This window comes from Flavobacterium frigidimaris, assembly GCF_002217275.1.
In the GTDB taxonomy this organism is placed as follows: Bacteria; Bacteroidota; Bacteroidia; order Flavobacteriales; family Flavobacteriaceae; genus Flavobacterium; species Flavobacterium aquidurense.
The window spans coordinates 107,488-125,865 of the sequence record NZ_MUGV01000029.1; the positions used below are offsets into that span (position 1 = coordinate 107,488).

18 protein-coding genes are annotated in these 18,378 nt (G+C 32.8%); 11 read left to right on the top strand and 7 right to left on the bottom strand.

Going from position 1 to position 18,378, the window contains the following annotated elements:
* Positions 1 to 60: 60 nt before the first annotated feature.
* Positions 61 to 1,221 carry an FKBP-type peptidyl-prolyl cis-trans isomerase gene (locus B0A65_RS16985; RefSeq protein WP_074659645.1) on the top strand — a complete coding sequence of 387 codons (1,161 nt, stop codon included), beginning with the start codon at positions 61 to 63 and terminating at the stop codon, positions 1,219 to 1,221.
* Positions 1,222 to 1,456: 235 nt separating this feature from the next.
* Here B0A65_RS16985 and B0A65_RS16990 read toward each other — a convergent pair whose 3' ends face one another.
* From B0A65_RS16990 to B0A65_RS17005, 4 genes are all read right to left on the bottom strand, one after another.
* Positions 1,457 to 2,410: a transketolase family protein gene (locus B0A65_RS16990; protein WP_074659646.1), complete on the bottom strand. Its 954-nt coding sequence runs from the start codon at positions 2,408 to 2,410 to the stop codon at positions 1,457 to 1,459.
* A 78-nt stretch (positions 2,411 to 2,488) separates the two neighbouring features.
* Positions 2,489 to 3,340 (bottom strand): transketolase, encoded by an 852-nt coding sequence (locus tag B0A65_RS16995; RefSeq protein WP_074659647.1) that lies wholly within the window; start codon positions 3,338 to 3,340, stop codon positions 2,489 to 2,491.
* A 261-nt stretch (positions 3,341 to 3,601) separates the two neighbouring features.
* Positions 3,602 to 3,901: a hypothetical protein gene (locus B0A65_RS17000; protein ID WP_074659648.1), complete on the bottom strand. Its 300-nt coding sequence runs from the start codon at positions 3,899 to 3,901 to the stop codon at positions 3,602 to 3,604.
* A gap of 94 nt (positions 3,902 to 3,995) precedes the next feature.
* Positions 3,996 to 4,856: a polysaccharide deacetylase family protein gene (locus B0A65_RS17005; protein ID WP_074659649.1), complete on the bottom strand. Its 861-nt coding sequence runs from the start codon at positions 4,854 to 4,856 to the stop codon at positions 3,996 to 3,998.
* Positions 4,857 to 5,162: 306 nt separating this feature from the next.
* Here B0A65_RS17005 and tgt point away from each other — a divergent pair, with 306 nt between their 5' ends.
* From tgt to B0A65_RS17065, 10 genes are all read left to right on the top strand, one after another.
* Positions 5,163 to 6,293: a tRNA guanosine(34) transglycosylase Tgt gene (gene tgt / locus B0A65_RS17015; protein ID WP_074659651.1), complete on the top strand. Its 1,131-nt coding sequence runs from the start codon at positions 5,163 to 5,165 to the stop codon at positions 6,291 to 6,293.
* Between the two features lie 101 nt (positions 6,294 to 6,394).
* Positions 6,395 to 7,483: an LptF/LptG family permease gene (locus B0A65_RS17020; RefSeq protein WP_074659700.1), complete on the top strand. Its 1,089-nt coding sequence runs from the start codon at positions 6,395 to 6,397 to the stop codon at positions 7,481 to 7,483.
* Positions 7,470 to 8,357, top strand: coding sequence for a DMT family transporter (locus tag B0A65_RS17025; protein ID WP_074659652.1), 888 nt, complete (start codon positions 7,470 to 7,472; stop codon positions 8,355 to 8,357). Before B0A65_RS17020 ends, B0A65_RS17025 begins: the two co-directional genes overlap by 14 nt.
* A 111-nt stretch (positions 8,358 to 8,468) precedes the next feature.
* On the top strand, positions 8,469 to 9,422 hold the full coding sequence (locus tag B0A65_RS17030; RefSeq protein ID WP_074659653.1) for an acetyl-CoA carboxylase carboxyltransferase subunit alpha: 954 nt from the start codon (positions 8,469 to 8,471) through the stop codon (positions 9,420 to 9,422).
* 140 nt (positions 9,423 to 9,562) lie between these two features.
* Complete coding sequence (dnaB, locus tag B0A65_RS17035; RefSeq protein WP_074659654.1) at positions 9,563 to 11,107, top strand: replicative DNA helicase; 1,545 nt, start codon at positions 9,563 to 9,565, stop codon at positions 11,105 to 11,107.
* Positions 11,108 to 11,242: 135 nt separating this feature from the next.
* Entirely contained in the window at positions 11,243 to 11,617 is a 375-nt protein-coding gene (locus B0A65_RS17040; RefSeq protein ID WP_074659655.1) for a hypothetical protein, read from the top strand.
* A gap of 662 nt (positions 11,618 to 12,279) precedes the next feature.
* Positions 12,280 to 13,023 carry a hypothetical protein gene (locus B0A65_RS17050; RefSeq protein ID WP_074659657.1) on the top strand — a complete coding sequence of 248 codons (744 nt, stop codon included), beginning with the start codon at positions 12,280 to 12,282 and terminating at the stop codon, positions 13,021 to 13,023.
* A 125-nt stretch (positions 13,024 to 13,148) separates the two neighbouring features.
* Positions 13,149 to 13,940 carry a sensor histidine kinase gene (locus B0A65_RS17055; protein ID WP_074659658.1) on the top strand — a complete coding sequence of 264 codons (792 nt, stop codon included), beginning with the start codon at positions 13,149 to 13,151 and terminating at the stop codon, positions 13,938 to 13,940.
* Between the two features lie 111 nt (positions 13,941 to 14,051).
* Complete coding sequence (locus B0A65_RS17060) at positions 14,052 to 14,717, top strand: response regulator transcription factor (RefSeq protein WP_074659659.1); 666 nt, start codon at positions 14,052 to 14,054, stop codon at positions 14,715 to 14,717.
* 354 nt (positions 14,718 to 15,071) lie between these two features.
* On the top strand, positions 15,072 to 16,331 hold the full coding sequence (locus tag B0A65_RS17065) for an asparagine synthetase B (RefSeq protein WP_074659660.1): 1,260 nt from the start codon (positions 15,072 to 15,074) through the stop codon (positions 16,329 to 16,331).
* 1 nt (position 16,332) lies between these two features.
* Here B0A65_RS17065 and B0A65_RS17070 read toward each other — a convergent pair whose 3' ends face one another.
* From B0A65_RS17070 to B0A65_RS17080, 3 genes are all read right to left on the bottom strand, one after another.
* Positions 16,333 to 17,136, bottom strand: coding sequence for an endonuclease/exonuclease/phosphatase family protein (locus B0A65_RS17070; protein WP_074659661.1), 804 nt, complete (start codon positions 17,134 to 17,136; stop codon positions 16,333 to 16,335).
* A 256-nt stretch (positions 17,137 to 17,392) separates the two neighbouring features.
* Positions 17,393 to 17,560, bottom strand: a complete 168-nt coding sequence (locus B0A65_RS23320; protein ID WP_207556448.1) for a hypothetical protein — start codon at positions 17,558 to 17,560, stop codon at positions 17,393 to 17,395.
* Positions 17,561 to 17,702: 142 nt separating this feature from the next.
* The gene (locus B0A65_RS17080) at positions 17,703 to 18,371 is read right to left on the bottom strand and encodes a DNA-binding transcriptional response regulator (RefSeq protein ID WP_074659663.1); all 669 of its coding nucleotides are present in this window, start codon (positions 18,369 to 18,371) and stop codon (positions 17,703 to 17,705) included.
* Positions 18,372 to 18,378: the final 7 nt, after the last annotated feature.

Sequence of the window (18,378 nt, forward strand, 5' to 3'; positions counted from 1 at the left end):
TTAAATTCTTTACAAAAATAAATCAATATTGTATCTTGCGCACCTAAAAAATTAACAATAATGAATAAATTTAAATATTATTTTATTTTATTGCTTGCCGGCATTTCTTTGGTTTCTTGTAATAAAAGTGATGATGATGATGCAGTGGTAGTTCCTTTGAATGATTATACCGTACAATATAAGGCTGATAACGACTCTATTGTTAAATATTTAAATACTAATTATATTACGGTTACCAATGCTCCGGGTACTCCACAAGATCAGGACGTTGTTATTAGTAAAATTACAAATCCTGCAACGCAGCCTTCTATTATGTCTTATCTTAATAGTGCTACTTTTCCTAAGTTGTTGACTAGAGATGTTTACAATGATGATATTACTTATAAAGTTTATTATTTGATATTAAGAGAAGGAACGGGGCAAAATCCAACGAATACAGATAAAATTGTAGTTGATTATAAAGGTAATTTGCTAAATGGGACTGTTTTTGACTCATCAAATGGGACTCCGTTTAAAGCTCTTTTATGGCAGTATGATCCAGATGGAGCAGATGGTTCTCACGGTAGTCTTATAGATGGATGGTCAGAGATTTTTCCAAAATTTAAAACAGGTACTTCTACGACATCTAATGATGGTGTAGTTTCTTATAGTGATTTTGGTGCTGGTGTAATGTTTTTGCCTTCAGGGCTAGCTTATTATGAAACAGCTAAAACAGAATTCCCTGCATATTCACCTTTAGTGTTTAGTTTTAAATTGTATGATTTGCAAAGACTAGATCATGATCAGGATGGTGTTCTTGATTATCAGGAAGATATTAATCACGATGGATATTTGTATGATTTTACGGATACTGTGAAATATCCACACCCTCCTGCAGATTTAGTTGATGATACTGATGGGGATACTTTTGCTGATTTTGTTGATCCTGATGATGATGGGGATGGATATACAACCCGATTTGAAGTGACAAAACCAACTGGTGCTACCTATTCTGGATTAAGTAAATATTATCCTTATGATCCTATTTTAGATAATCCGAATACGCCTAATACAGATGAGTCTGAAATTTGGGGTATTCCAAGAAGACCAACAGGAGCGCTTGCAGATCCTACTAAACCAGAATCCATTACAAATTCAAGAGCGTTTTTACCAGCAGATTACACAGATCCTGCTCGTTTAAGAATGCATGTAGATAAAACTTATCCTTATCAAAAGAATTAAAGTTTAATTCATATAAATTGTAAAACCTCGAAAGTGATTTCGAGGTTTTTTTTATGAAGTAAAAAAAACAGTATGATTGGTTTTCTAAAGATGGTTTATTCCTGAGTTATGAGTAATGGTTGGATTGTTTGGTTTTTTCTTAATGAAAAATAATAAAACTTGAATTAAAGTTAAAGCATAAAAAAACCTCGAAAATCACTTTCGAGGTTTTTTATATAAAGTAAGAAATCTAAAATTATTTTCTTTTAATAACTCTTTCTACAGCTTCAACAATCGCTTGATTGTTTAGTTTGTATTTTTCCATTAATTGCTCTGGTGTTCCAGATTCACCAAAACTATCGTTTACTGCTACAAATTCTTGTGGAGTTGGATTGTTTAAAGCTAATACACCTGAAACACTTTCTCCAAGACCTCCAAGGTAGTTATGTTCTTCTGCAGTAACCACACATCTTGTTTTAGCAATCGATTTAAGAATAGCTTCTTCATCAAGTGGTTTGATAGTGTGAATATTGATTACTTCAGCAGAAATTCCTATTGCTTCTAAAGCTTCAGCAGCGATAAGCGCTTCCCAAACTAAATGTCCTGTTGCTATAATTGTAACATCAGTTCCTTCGTTTAATAAAATCGCTTTTCCAATTACGAAAGGCTCGTCAGCAGGAGTAAAGTTAGCCACAACCGGACGTCCAAAACGTAAGTAAGCAGGACCGTGGTGATCTGCTAATGCTAATGTAGCTGCTTTAGTCTGATTGTAATCGCAAGTATTGATTACAGTCATTCCCGGCAACATTTTCATTAAACCAATATCTTCTAATATTTGGTGTGTTGCGCCATCTTCACCAAGTGTTAAACCAGCATGAGAAGCACAAATTTTTACATTTTTATCAGAATAAGCAACTGATTGACGAATTTGATCGTAAACTCTTCCTGTAGAGAAGTTAGCAAAAGTTCCTGTAAATGGAATTTTTCCTCCAATTGTTAAACCTGCAGCGATACCAATCATATTAGCTTCTGCGATTCCAATTTGGAAAAAACGCTCTGGATGATTTTTTTTGAAATCATCAAATTTTAATGATCCAATTAAATCAGCACATAATGCCACAACGTTTTCGTTTTTTTGACCTAGTTCAGTCATTCCCGCTCCAAAACCTGAACGGGTATCTTTACTTCCTGTATTTGTATATTTTTTCATTTTTGTCTTTTATGAGATGCTAGTTTCTAAGTAACTATGTTTCTAAGCTGAAAACTGTCACTGAGACTGAACACTTTTTTAGTAATCGATTTGATCTGCAGAATAGTTTTGAGCTAAGGCAGCTGCCAACTGATCGTTGTTTGGTGCTTTACCATGCCATGCATGTGTGTGCATCATAAAGTCTACTCCGTTACCCATTTCAGTGTATAATAAAATACAAACTGGTTTTCCTTTTCCGGTTCTAGATTTAGCATCAGTTAAACCTGAAAGAATAGCATCGATGTTGTTTCCTTCTTTAATTTCAAGAACGTCCCAGTCAAAAGCCTCAAATTTTGCGCGGATGCTTCCCATTGGTAAAACTTCGTCAGTTGTTCCGTCGATTTGTTTTCCGTTAACGTCAACAGTTGCAATAAGGTTGTCTACTTTTTTAGCAGAAGCATACATAATGGCTTCCCAGTTTTGACCTTCTTGTAATTCACCATCACCATGTAAAGTATAAACCAAATGATTATCTCCATTTAATTTTTTAGCCTGCGCAGCACCAAGTGCTACAGATAGACCTTGTCCTAATGATCCAGAAGCAATACGCACTCCAGGTAAACCTTCATGAGTTGTTGGGTGTCCTTGTAAACGAGAATTTAATAATCTGAAAGTGGCAAGTTCTGAAATAGGGAAATAACCACTACGAGCTAAAACACTATAAAATACTGGAGAAATGTGACCATTTGAAAGGAAGAAGATGTCTTCTCCAATTCCGTCCATATCAAAACCTTCTTTGCGGTCCATAATATTTTGGTAAAGTGTTACCAAAAATTCCGTGCAACCTAGTGAACCACCCGGGTGGCCTGAGTTGACAGCATGTACCATTCGAAGGATATCTCTTCTTACTTGGATAGTTAAATCGCTTAATTGTTGTGTGTTAGGCTTCATTTTATTTGTAAAAGTTAAACTGTTGCAAAAGTAATTTTTATTTTGCGGGTTGACAAATGATTTTTTGCTTTAGTTTGACGGAATTGTTAAATTCTATTCTTTTTTTTATTGATGAAGAAAAAAAATGCAAAATCTTGTAAATAGTACATAAAAGTTTGCCACAGATGAAAGGATTAAAATGATTGTAAAAATCACTGTTAATTCTTTCATCTGTGGCAAAAAAAATAATTTTTGAAAATTATGTAATTTGTGGCAAAAAAGTTACTCGGTATCGCCTTCGCTGTAGAAATTATTTTCTTCGTCTTCTGATCCAATTTCTTCCTGTTCATCATCAAGTTCGGCACCCGGAATATCTAAGTCATTTCCCAGTTTATCACTGTTTTGTTTCCATTCGTGGTTGTCCGGATTGATGGTTCTTTCTCCGGAAATATCTTCCAGATCAATGTCTTCCAGTTTGTCTTCCTGATTATAGATGTCTTCACTTGCCGGATAATCTAAATTTTCTAAATTTCTCTCGATTTTATCTTCTTTAATTGGGTTATTATCGTCTGAATTTATCATAATTTCTACTTTTTAAATTGATTACTAAAGTTATGAAATTATTGCTTGCATAATGTTATATGTTTTAAGTGCAAAGTTTAAGCATTCACATAATTTATCTTATTTCTAGAATGTCGCTCCAGGTAATTAATTGAATGTTATTTTCCTGAAGTTTTGTTTTGCATTCCTGACTTGTAAAAAAATCAAAATCGATTTGACGCCATGCTGAACCAAAATTCGGATGATTAATTGTGATACCTTTCATTTCGTAATCATCAAAAGCGAGGTGAAGCAGGAATACATTAAAGCCCGGAGCAATAGAATCTAAAGCTTCTTGATAAGATTTTTTAAGTTCACCTTTTTCGAAATCAGCAAAGTTTCCAATAATAAGGTTGTCGGCTAAAAGCGTATTTTCAAAATTATATTTTTCAGTAGATAAACTGATCGACTCCACAAATTGTCTGTTGATGAAAACGGGTAAATTGTATGTTTCTCCAAGTTCTTTATAAATTTCTAAAATTTCAGGAGTAACACCAACACTACACATGTGAGAATCGAGATGTGAAGGTTGGATTCCGAATTGTAATGCTTTTTCGATTTGGGCAATAAGTTCTTTTTTTATTTCGGCCGGCTTTGCGTTGTTTTTAAAGTCTGCTCTGTTTTTATGAAAATAGCCGTTTTGGTCTGTTAAACTTGAAACTTCGCTTGCGGGAAGAATTGGAGCGAATTTGTAATTCTCCCATTCACAGGTTAAAGTTAGATGTATGCCGCAATCGAATTGTGGATTATTTTTGGCAAATGTTGCGATTTCATAAAACCAGGCGCAGGGTACCATTATACTATACGAGTTTACAGATCCGTTTTGAAGGGCTTTAATCGTTGCTTGATTTTCTGAATGTGATAATCCGGCATCGTCGGCATGAATAATTAGTAGTTTGGTGTTTTCGGGGTATCCCAGTTTTTGTGCTAAGTTCATTGCTTCGTTGATTTTTTGCTCGCAGATTTGCTTCGTCTGTTCCTAAGGCTCGGGTTGCAGATTTTTTTTTCTTCAAATTTAGAAATTTCTCCTGGAACGCCCGAAGGAAATAAAATCCAATTTTTAAATCCCAAATTCCAATTTTCAAATTCCAAATTCCAGATTTTCTTTGTGAGGGGTTTCAGTTTAATTAGGATCATTATCTAAATTATCCCATTGCCGAATTATCCCATTTTCTAATTGCCAAATTATCTAATTAATTTTCCCTGAAATTAGCTTATCTTTGCCGACTGAAAAAAGAAACAGATGAAGTTTGATTTATTACAAAAAGATCCGCAATCGAAAGCGAGAGCGGGAAGTATCACTACAGATCACGGCGTAATTGAAACGCCTATTTTTATGCCTGTTGGTACAGTAGCTTCGGTAAAAGGAGTGCATCAGCGTGAATTGAAAGAAGATATTAATCCGGATATTATTCTTGGAAACACTTACCACTTATACTTACGTCCGCAGACTGAAATTTTAGAAAAAGCTGGTGGATTGCATAAATTCATGAACTGGGATCGTAATATTTTGACAGATTCCGGTGGATATCAGGTTTATTCTCTTTCTAACAATCGAAAAATTAAGGAAGAAGGAGTGAAGTTTAAATCGCATATTGACGGTTCATATCACTTTTTTACACCAGAAAATGTAATGGAAATTCAGCGTACTATCGGGGCTGATATTATCATGGCTTTTGATGAGTGTACGCCTTATCCTTGTGATTACAGATATGCGCAACGCTCGATGCACATGACGCACCGTTGGTTGGATCGTTGTATTAGCCATTTAGATAAAGTTCCTTATAAATACGGATATGAGCAAACGTTTTTTCCAATTGTTCAGGGAAGTACTTATAAAGATTTACGTCGTCAATCGGCTGAATATATTGCCAATTCAGGTCAGCAAGGAAATGCTATTGGTGGATTATCAGTAGGAGAGCCGGCAGAAGAAATGTATGCAATGACTGAAGTTGTCTGCGAAATTTTGCCAGAAGACAAACCTCGTTACCTGATGGGAGTTGGAACTCCTATAAATATATTAGAAAATATTGCGTTAGGTATTGATATGTTTGATTGTGTGATGCCAACACGTAACGCAAGAAACGGAATGTTGTTTACAGCAAACGGAACGATCAATATTAAGAATAAAAAGTGGGAAGCTGATTTTTCTCCGATAGACGAAATGGGACACACTTTTGTAGATACAGAATATACAAAAGCTTATTTGCGTCACTTATTTGCTGCTAATGAATATTTAGGAAAACAAATTGCTACTATTCATAATCTTGGTTTCTATATGTGGTTGGTTCGTGAAGCTAGAAAACATATCTTAGCAGGCGATTTTAGACCATGGAAAGAAATGATGGTTAAAAATATGAGCCAAAGATTATAAAAAAGTTTCAGGTTATTTTGGTTTCAGGTTTCAGGTTCAGTTGAGAACGTGAAACCTGAAACTTGAAACTTGAAACTTTTAAACTTGAAACTAAAAGTTTTATGCTGACTATAATAGACAAGTATATTTTAAAAAGATATTTAGCCACCTTCTCGGTGATGCTGCTATTATTTATTCCGATTGGGATCGTAATTGACGTTTCTGAAAAGGTGAATAAAATGCTGGAAAACAAGATTCCGTTTTTGGATATTGCGATCTATTATTACAACTTTACCATTTATTTTGCGAACTCTTTATTTCCAATATTTTTATTTTTATCTGTAATATGGTTTACTTCAAAACTGGCCAATAATACAGAGATTATTGCGATTTTGAGCTCTGGAATTTCATTTACGCGTTTTCTTCGTCCTTATATTATAGGGGCGTCGATTGTGTCGGTTTTTGTGCTTTTAATGGGGTTTTATATCGTTCCTGCCGCAAGTGAAGGTTTTAATAATTTTAGGTACACCTACTTAAAAGGAAACGGAAAAGAGCTGATGCATGGTGAAAACACTAATGTATACAGGCAAATCAATGACAATGATTTTATCTTCGTTAATAGTTTTCAGGAAGAGTCTAAAACGGCTTTTAATTTTTCATTAGAGCATTTTGAAAAAGATAAACTGAAATATAAAATCACAGCTAGCCGTATTAAATGGGACCCGAAAAAGAAAACCTATATTTTGTATGATTATACAAAAAGAACTGTTGGTGAATTAGGTGATGTCATCGAAAAAAATCCTGAAAAAAATATCCCTTTTAAGTTCGAATTAGAAGATCTTACTCCTGTAGTTTATATTGCTGAAACCCTAAGTCTTGGAAAACTTTATAAGTTTATTGAAAAAGAAAGAAAAAGAGGCTCTGGAAATATTAATACCTATCTGGTCGTTCTTTATAAAAAATATAGTGTACCCGTTTCTGCTTTTATTCTTACTATTATTGCCGTTGCGGTTTCAGCGATGAAACGACGCGGAGGTATGGGAACCAATTTAGCTATCGGAATTGCAATTGCTTTTACTTTTGTGTTTTTTGATAAAATCTTTGGTACACTTGCCGAAAAATCTACTTTCTCACCTTTATTAGCTGTTTGGTTCCCGAATATTGCTTTCGGAATTTTGGCAGTTTACTTATTACGTAATGCGAAACGATAATTTAAAAAGTTATTTAAATCTTCATTTAATTGTTTTTATCTGGGGTTTTACTGCCATTTTGGGCGCTTTAATTACAATTGATGCCGAAAATCTTGTTTGGTTCAGAATGCTTTTGGCCATGATTTTTTTGGGAGGATTTATTGTTTATAAAAAACAATCTTTTCAAGTTCCAATAAAAGAGCTTTTTAAACTAATTTTTGTTGGTTTACTTATTGCACTGCATTGGATTTTCTTTTTTAAAGCCATTCATGTTTCTAATGTTTCAATTACGCTTTCTATATTCTCTTTGGGTGCATTTTTCGCCTCTTTATTAGAGCCGCTTTTTTACGGACGAAAAATATTATTCTACGAAGTTTTCTTCGGATTGATTATAATTGCTGGACTTGCCCTCATTTTGCAGGTTGAAATTAAATATCTTACAGGTGTTTATTATGCATTGGCAGCAATCATTCTCGGCGTTTTATTTACGCTCATGAACGGAAAGTTAATTGCAGATCATGAACCATCAGTAATTACATTTTATGAATTTGGTGCGGGAGTTTTCTTTATTACTATTTATTTTTTATTTAAAGGAAAATTTACTGCAGACTTTTTTACAATGTCATTAAACAATTGGGTTTTGCTGCTTATTTTAGCTTCTATTTGTACGGCTTATGCTTTTACCGCTTCTGTAAAAGTAATGCAGAAATTAACTCCTTATACGGTTATGTTAACGACTAATTTAGAGCCTGTTTACGGAATTATGCTGGCTTACTTTATTCTTGGAGGAAAAGAAAAAATGAGTACGGAATTTTATATTGGTGCCCTGATAATTGTAATTACAGTTATTTTAAACGGCGTTTTTAAACATTATAAAAATAAGAAAGAACTGTAATAGTTTACTTATTTTTAAATCACAATTTGATACTTTACTAACAATTAACTGTGCCAATGATATAATATTTTTATATTTGCGGTTCGATTTACAAACAAAATTCAAAAATCCATGGAATATTTAGATTTTGAGCTTCCAATCAAAGAACTTGAAGAACAGCTAGAAAAGTGTGTTATAATTGGAAAAGAATCTGATGTTGATGTCACACCAACGTGCAAGGAAATCAACAAAAAGCTAGTAGAAACTAAAAAAGAAATATACAAAAACCTAACGGCTTGGCAACGTGTTCAGCTGTCAAGACATCCAAACAGACCTTATACTTTAGATTATATCAGAGCGATCTGTGGTGATACTTTCTTAGAACTTCACGGAGACAGAGGTTTTAAAGATGATAAAGCAATGGTTGGCGGATTAGGAAAAGTAAACGGACAATCGTTTATGATTGTTGGTCAGCAAAAAGGTTTTAATACAAAAACACGTCAGTACCGTAATTTTGGTATGGCAAATCCTGAAGGATACCGTAAAGCTTTGCGTTTAATGAAAATGGCAGAGAAATTCGGAATTCCGGTTTTGACTTTAGTAGATACTCCGGGTGCGTATCCAGGTCTAGAGGCTGAGGAAAGAGGACAGGGAGAAGCTATTGCAAGAAACATTTTTGAAATGGTTCGTTTGCAAGTGCCAATTATTACCATTATTGTTGGTGAAGGAGCTTCTGGTGGAGCTTTAGGAATTGGTGTTGGAGATAAAGTATATATGTTAGAGAATACCTGGTATTCTGTAATTTCTCCAGAATCATGTTCTTCAATTTTATGGAAAAGCTGGGAGTACAAAGAACGTGCTGCAGATGCTTTAAAATTGACTTCATCTGATATGAAAAGACAAAAATTAGTTGATGATGTTATTCCGGAACCACTAGGAGGAGCGCACTACGATCGCGAAACTACTTTCAAAACAGTTGCCGAATACATTACCAAAGGATATAACGAATTGAAAGACTTATCAACAGCCGACTTAATTGCCCAAAGAATGGACAAATACAGTAATATGGGCGAGTATAAAGAGTAAATTCTTACAAGATTAATTAAAATCCGAAGCCTTACAGTTTCGGATTTTTTTTTGGTTATGAACAAAAAAAACTTATTTATAAACAATTAATAGTTATAACTCGATAGCAATTTTTTTTTAAATTTTGTTACTTTCGCTATATGGAAAATTTCAAAAACATAAACCCTGTTAAGGTAGATAAAACCACAATTATTAATTTAGAAAAAGGAAAATTACCTCCGCAAGTACTTGATTTAGAAGAAGCTGTGCTTGGGGCGATGATGATTGATAAAAAAGGGGTAGATGATGTAATTGATATTCTACAGGCTGATGCTTTTTACAAAGATGCACATAAATTTATTTTTGAAGCGATTGTTCAGCTTTTTACAGATACACAACCAATTGACTTGTTAACGGTTTCAGCTCAGCTGAAAAAAAATGGAAAATTAGATTTAGCAGGAGGAGATTTTTATTTAATTCAGCTTACACAAAAAATAGCCTCTTCTGCGCATATCGAATTTCACTCGCGTATCATTCTTCAGAAATTTATTCAAAGAAGTTTGATCAGAATTTCGTCTGAAATTATTGAAGCGTCTTATGATGAAACAACCGATGTATTTGATTTGTTGGATCAGGCCGAATCAAAATTATATGAAGTAACTCAGGGAAATATTAAACGTAGTTCTGAAACTGCACAGAGTTTGGTTTTGCAGGCTAAGAAACGTATTGAGGAAATTTCTAAGCAAGAAGGTTTAAGTGGTGTTGAAACTGGTTTTACCAATTTAGATAAGCTAACTTCAGGATGGCAGCCAAGTGATTTAATCATCATTGCAGCAAGGCCGGCGATGGGTAAAACAGCTTTCGTACTTTCTATGGCCAGAAATATAGCCATTGATTTTGGACACCCTGTAGCTTTGTTCTCTCTGGAGATGGCATCGGTTCAGTTAATTACGAGGTTAATTTCATCAGAAACAGGATTGTCATCAGAGAAACTGCGTACTGGTAAATTAGAGCCTCACGAATGGACCATGTTGAGTACCAAAGTGAAGAACTTAGAAAAAGCCCCGTTGTTTATTGATGATACGCCATCACTTTCTATCTTCGATTTAAGAGCAAAATGTCGTCGTTTGGTTTCGCAACACGGAATCAAAATTATAATTGTCGATTATTTGCAATTAATGACTGCCGGAGGAAATGGTAAAGGAGGAGGAAACCGTGAGCAGGAGATTTCTACAATTTCCCGAAACTTAAAAGCATTGGCCAAAGAGTTAAATGTGCCGGTAATTGCACTTTCTCAGCTATCGCGTGCGGTTGAAACCCGTGGATCAAGTAAACGTCCTTTGCTATCGGATCTTCGTGAATCTGGAGCAATTGAGCAGGATGCTGATATTGTTTCGTTCTTGTACCGACCAGAGTATTATAAAATTGATGAATGGGATGATGATGAGGCTTCGCCAACAGCAGGACAGGCAGAAATTATGATCGCGAAACACCGTAATGGTGGTATCGAAAACGTTCGTTTGAAATTCTTGGGACACCTTGGAAAATTTGATAACCTTGATGATTTTTCTGGTAGCTATGATGATCTTCCTTCTAAAATGAATCATGATGATAATCCGTTTATCACTAAAAACTTGCCATCGCCTAATGAAGCTTTTGGAAGTAATCTCAATGACGACGATGATGACAGTGATGTTCCATTTTAATAAAATTTAAAAAACCTTTTTATAAGGTTTTTTTTATGTCAAATTGTTAAATTGTTAGCAAAAATTCAGTAGTTTAGCACGGCAATTGATAAAAAATTGCACTATTAAATCATAACCAAAAACAAATTTAAAATTATGGCAGATTCAAGATTACCAGAAAAAGACACAGAAATTACTTTAAAAACAGCTCAAGGATGGGTTGCAAGCTGGAAAAAAGCAACTGATGATGATCTAAGAAAGAAAAAAGTGGATTCGTATTTAATTCCGAAAATTAATTTAGAAAAGGTTTTAGAACAAGGTATTGATGCAGCAAGAGCTTACATCGGAATTAATGAAGACGGTTTACAAACTTTAATGATTGTTGGAACACGCTACGATGAGAAAACGGGTATTTATGTAGATATGGTTCCTCGTAATGGAGTTGAAGAAGGTGGTGGAGATGGAATTTATGATTTTGCTCAGCCAAGCCCTCCCGCTACAGGAGACGATAGTAGCCCAATGAATCAGTAATTTTCATGCGTGTATTTATTATTAATTTCGGATATTGCCTTCTAATCTTAAACTTCATTTTGTATGCAATAGGTTTTTTTAAACAGGGCAAAAGCTATAAAATTTTTACAGTTTATTTATTATTACTAGTAATTGTTGAGCTTATTTCGACTGTGTTAATGCTATTGTATAATAACAATCTGTTAATGTCTCATTTTTATTTTATCGGACAGTTTATATTATTGAGCATGTTTTATTTAAATTTAGTGAAAGACCAGTTTCAAAAAAAAACAATAAAGATTGGATTTGTACTAGTTTTATTAACACTGGCAGTTCAATATGGACTAAAACCAGAGTTGTTTGTTAGATTCAATTTATACGAGATTTTTATTACATCATTTTTGTTGATAATTTATGCAACATTCCATTTTTACAATATGTTAGACGAAAAGAAAGAGTTCTATTTTATCAACATGGGTATCTTACTGTACCTATTTGGTAGTACAATCCTGTTTTTAGTCGGTAACTTAACTGTGAAATTTAGTGCAAAATTTAGTTTCATCACATGGATTCTTAATGCGATTCTTATTGTAGTCTATTATTTATTTATACTATATGAATGGAAAGTAAGTTATTTTAAAAGAAAAGTAAGCAGTATTGATTAAACCTTTAAATTACTATTGATGAAAAAAACTATTCTATCTGGTGCTATTGTAGCAACACTTCTATTTTTTTCGTGTCAAAACGAGAATTCGCAGGGGAATACTTCTGTCGTTTCAAAGACAGAGCAGGAGAATTGGCAGACAGCAAAATTGGATGCTAAGTTTGCAGATTCTCAAAAACAAGTAACGGGTTATTTATTTCCAACTGATGAAATGTCTAAGTTGGTAGAAACACCAAATGTTGTGAATGTTCAGTTTGTTTTGGGGTACAGCGACAATACGTTACAAATTAAAGTTATTGGAGTTGATAAATCTGGAAACGAACTTGCAGGTGTTGACTCTCAAATACTAAAAGAAGCTTCTTATACAGACAAATTAGCTGTATTAAATGTTTCTAAAAGCAAAGCTAACAAAGGAGTTGAACTTTTAGACAAGCACTTACTTTTTCCTAAAGAAGCTTTTGATGGTATTACCGCATGGCAGGAAAAATTGAATTCAGTAACTGGATTAGACGAGGTGTTATCTTATGAAGGAAAACGTTTTAAACATTATAGTTTAGAAAAAGAAATTATTACTGATTTACTAAAAAATAACAATACAACTAATGTTGGATTGTTTTTAGGACTTAATCCAGTAGGGAAGGTGACTACAATTTTAATTGGTTTGGATAAAAACAATTCAATCAAAAAAGCATCTTTAACAGCAAAAGATGTAGCGTCACCTGATGATACATACGATGGAGCGCGTCCTTCGCCTCCTTTTTAAAAAAGTTCCGGGATTAAATTTATTAAAATCTCTATCAGAATGAATTTTTTGATAGAGATTTGTTTTAATCTTTTATAATTTTAAGCAAACATAATTTCATTATAACAATAAAACTTTGGGTTTATATGAGTCCTAAATCAATCCCTGAATCTGAAATCGTTGCAACTGCAATATTTAGTTGTGTTTCATTTATTCTAATGGGACTTGTATTAGTTTTGTTCTTCTATTTTTCGAGAAAAAAAATTACCCAGAAAGAATTAGAAAAAAAAGATTTAGAAATTCATCTTCAAAAAGAACAATTACATGCCGTTATTGTTGCACAAGAAGAAGAGCGTAAAAGAATTGCACAAGATCTTCACGATGACATCAGTTCTAAACTCAATATTGTTTCCCTTAATACCCATCTACTCTCTGCTCCAAACTTAACAGAAGAAGAAACAAATGAAATTACCGACAATATAATTAATTTAACTACCAAAGCATTAGAGAATTCAAGAAAGATTGCGCATAATTTATTACCGCCGGTATTTGAAAAATTTGGACTTAATGCCGGAGTCGAAGAATTATGTGAAGAATTTGAAAGTAGTAAAGCCGTAAAAGTTTATTATAAAAATGAAATTGATTTTGATGATAATGATATCGATCGCCATTTGCACGTTTTTAGAATTTTGCAAGAATTGATGAATAATTCATTGCGACACGGAAAAGCTACAGAAATTTGGATTTCTTTTAAAAGTATCGCCAGCGTTGCTACTTGTAATTATGAAGATAATGGTGTAGGTTTTGATAGTAAAAACACTGAAAATCAAAAAGGTTTGGGAATGAAAAATATCGATAGTCGGGTCTCTTTTTTGAATGGAGATATTAAAATAGACTCTCAAATTAATAAAGGTATCTCTGTAATTTTTACTTTTTAAGTTAATATTTAAAGATAAATCTGTTATTTAACCAATATATAAAGGTTATTCAAGTGTTTTTTAATTCATATTTTGTAATTTCGGCAGACCAAAGACTAAATAACCGAATAAATGAGTGCCGCTATTAAAATTGCTTTAGTTGATGACGAAGTTTTATTCCGTAAAGGGATTGCTTTTTTACTGCAAAGAGAAGATAATATCGAAATTATTTTTGAGGCTTCAAACGGTGAAGAGCTTCTCTTTAATTTAGATGAAAACGAAACTAAGCCTGATATTATTATCATGGATTTAAAAATGCCAGTCTTAAATGGCGTGGAGGCAACTAAAATTATCCGAAAAACACATCCTGATATTAAAATAATTGCTTTAACTAGTTACGATACGAAATCATTTATTGCAAATATGATTCAGGTAGGTGCAGTTGCTTATCTTATAAAAAATACTACTCCCAAAGATTTAATTCATACCATTAATGAAGTCGCAATAAAAGGATTTTATTATAATGCGAATGTGCTAAAAATAATTCAGGAAACTATTATTTCAACAAAGAACTCAAAAGGAAATTTAGACACTAATTTTCTTTCACCTCGTGAAATTGAAATTCTTCAACTTATTTGTCAGCAAAAAACAACTTCAGAAATTGCTGATCATCTTTTTTTGAGTCCAAGAACTGTAGAAGGTCATCGTAATAATTTATTACTTAAAACAGAATCAAGAAATATTGCCGGTCTTGTGGTTTATGCTATTCAAAACGAAATTGCTTTCTTAACTATTTAAAAATTAAGTGGTTAAAAACTGAATAGATAATATGTAGTACAGAATTATCGTCAGGACAAGTACGCAAATTCCTATTTTTTGTAAAACATTCAATCCCTTTGGCTGGTTATTGCTCTCATTAAACTTCATGGCGTGGTTTTCATTTAATTAATAGTTCAATGATTTGGGTTTTCAAATGTAGGTAGAAATTAGTTTTGTAAAATAGGTGTTTATACGTGTTTTTGCGAAAATGTTGTTTAATAAAATTCAATAAACGGTTAAACAAATAGCCACTTTTTTATTTAACGTTTCTTTCTCCTGTGGCTATTGTGTTTTTTAATACTTCCTTTATATCTTTACTAAAATAATTTTCTAATGTATAAAAGTTTAGTATATATTATCATACTGTTGTTTTCATTTAATGCAAAAGCTTCTTTCATTTTACTTCCAATGGACGAAACGACGCAGCAAAATCACTTGAAAGCATACGGAATTACATATTGGTGTCTAAGTAAAGATTATAAAGCGAGTTGGTTGCTTAATTATCGTGGAGGTTCATTTTTATTACCAGATGCTGAAGAAATTCGCAAAGAATGTCAAATCCGTGGTGTCAGTTTTGAAATATTATCGGATAGTGAAGAGGCTTCTATTTTAAACGACATATCGAGTCCGTCACAAAACATGGAATCTGTAATTTTAGAAAAAGCACCTAAAATCGCAGTATATACACCTAAAGGAAAACAACCTTGGGATGATGCTGTAACATTAGTGCTTACCTATGCCGAAATTCCATTTACGCCAATTTATGATGAAGAAGTTTTAAGCGATCAATTATTGCTTTACGATTGGTTGCATCTGCATCACGAAGATTTTACCGGACAGTACGGAAAATTTTATGCAGCTTATAAAAATACACCCTGGTATATTGATCAAAAGAAAGATGCAGAAGCTTTGGCAACCAAATTAGGTTATGCTAAAGTATCTCAGGAAAAAGGAGCAGTTGCAAAAAAAATCAGGGATTTTGTTATTGGAGGTGGTTTTATGTTCGCGATGTGCTCTGCTACTGACAGTTTTGATATTGCACTCGCAGCAGATGGAGTTGATATTTGTGAAGCAATGTTTGATGGAGACGCCAGCGATTCGAACTATCAGTCTAAATTAAATTATGGAAATTCGTTTGCTTTTAAAGATTTTACTTTAGAAAGAAGACCGGAACAATATGAATTTTCAGATATTGATATGACATTAAAACGTAAAATCCCTGTCGAAAAAGATTATTTTTCTTTAATGGAATTTTCTGCAAAATGGGATCCGATCCCTAGTATGCTGTGTCAAAATCATACACAACTTGTAAAAGGGTTTATGGGACAGACAACATCATTTGATTCCGCACTAGTAAAATCAAATGTATTAATAATGGGGACTTGTGAACTCAATGGTGAAGCCAGATATATTCATGGTGAAAAAGGAAAGGGAATGTTTACCTTTTTTGGAGGACATGATCCTGAAGATTTTCAGCATCAGGTTGGTGATCCGCCAACAGTTTTAGATTTGCATCCAAATTCGCCAGGATATCGATTGATTTTAAATAATGTTTTATTTCCCGCAGCAAAGAAGAAAAAACTTAAAACATAGTTTATCTTAAAGTGAATTCAAACCAAATCGGAATGTGATCAGATATTTTTCGGGCTTCCTGTAGCGAAATAAAAGTATTGTAGAAAGGTATAACACCTGAATTTTTATAATTTAAGGTATCACCTCGGTAAAAAATATTGTCAAACTCTGAGGCAAGGCAATTATTGTTTTTACAGTTTTTCTTTAATGATGTCTTTTGATTTTTCAGGATGGAGAAATATCCAGCTTTTTTTAATGGGTTAAAAACCGAATGTGATTGCGGACAGTTAAAATCACCTAGAAAAACTAAATTTAAGTCCGGATATTCAGCAGGTAGAAATTTAAAATATTTAATTTCAGTTTCTGGCTGTTTATTTTTTGTAATAGCATGAAAGTTGACTAAAGTAATTGCTTTTTTGTCAATTTCGAAAGTGGCAAAATAAGGTTCTCTGTCAATCTCTAAGTGATATTTTCTTTCGAGCCACGGATTACCTTTTAATTTTACATTTTTTGTTTTCCAAATAAAGACATATCGCTCCGTTTTGTAGCTATTCCCACTGGTTGGATCACTAATTATATAATCCCATTTAGAGCCTTTTGTATTTAATATTCTATTTAGCTCGGCAACTGCCTGTGCACCGCCATAACCCGCAACAACTTCTTGAATTGCAATTATATCATAATTAAGAATCGTATTGGCAATAAAATTTAATTCAACAGTAGATTTTGATTTTCCAAAATTTTCTAAATTCCACGACAGAACTTTAGTTTGTGAAAAGGATAGGATGCTAAGAAATAAGAGAACAAAACTTAAAATGTTTTTCATACAGAATCTAAAAATTCAAATATAAGTAATTTTAAAATTTGACCATATTCTTAATTAACTCTAATTTAGAGTTGCTATTAAAAACATTTTAATAGAATGCTTTTGTTGATGGATTGTTTTAAGTTATTCCTTGTGATTCCTTCGGGAATCATTATTTCTGTTTTGAGCTATAACAATACTGCATAAGAATGTGGAGATTAGAATAAGTAAAAAGTGTTTTTCTCCCTAATCAAATTTAAGATTGAAAAATAGCGCCTTAATGTTTCTTGTATCTGTTTTTTAAAGCAGTAGAAATAATAATAATTTGTAAAACAAGAAGTGCCGGAATAAATATAATTTTCCAGTCAACTTCAATCCAACCTGATTTTTCAGAGACGAAAGCAAAACTAACTGAAAGAAAGATACATAGTAACATTGTTTTCATAATGATTTTGTTTTTGGTTGTATTAATTTTTGAGATAAAATTAATTAGATATTTAGGTTTCATTGGTTGGTTAATAGATTCAAACAAATTTATAAGGTTAAAAAAACATTTCCTTACGGGAATCCGTAAACAGGATTAAAATTTATACTAAGCCAAAATCTTTTGCAATTGCTATTAAGTGAACATTATTATTGGCTTTAAAATATATTTTTAATTTATTAATTCTTTTTTCAATACTACTTGTGCCGTTTGGAGTTATAGAAGAAGATTTAAATTCACTTGAAATGTTTTCTAAGATATATCCCTGTGCTAAAAGTTTTAAGATTGAAATATCGTAAGATTCAATTTCGATCAATGCTTTGTCGCTAAAACTAAAAGATAAATCTGATGATAGAATTTTTTCTTCCCCTCTAAAAGTACCTTCTACAGCTTTCCTTAATTCATTTATGCTGTTTCGTCCTTTTGAAACGTATGCGCTTATTCCTAAATCATTAAAAAGTGATTTAATTCGATATGATTTGTCTTCAATCGAAAATACAATCTTTTTTAATGAAGGTTGTACCTCGTTGATCGCTTCAATAAGTTCTTCACCACCTGAAAGTTCTGTTTTTCGATGGTCTGATTTAAATGATAAATCACTAATTAATAGATCATAAGGTTCGTTGTCGTTAAGACCCTTCTTGACTTTTAACAAACCATCATCACAATACTTTACGTGATGTATTGTTGGTATCTCTAAGTCTTCAAGTACTTGAATAACAGCTATACTGATACTATCTAAATCTTCGGCTACTAAAACTTTTTTAAACATATTATAT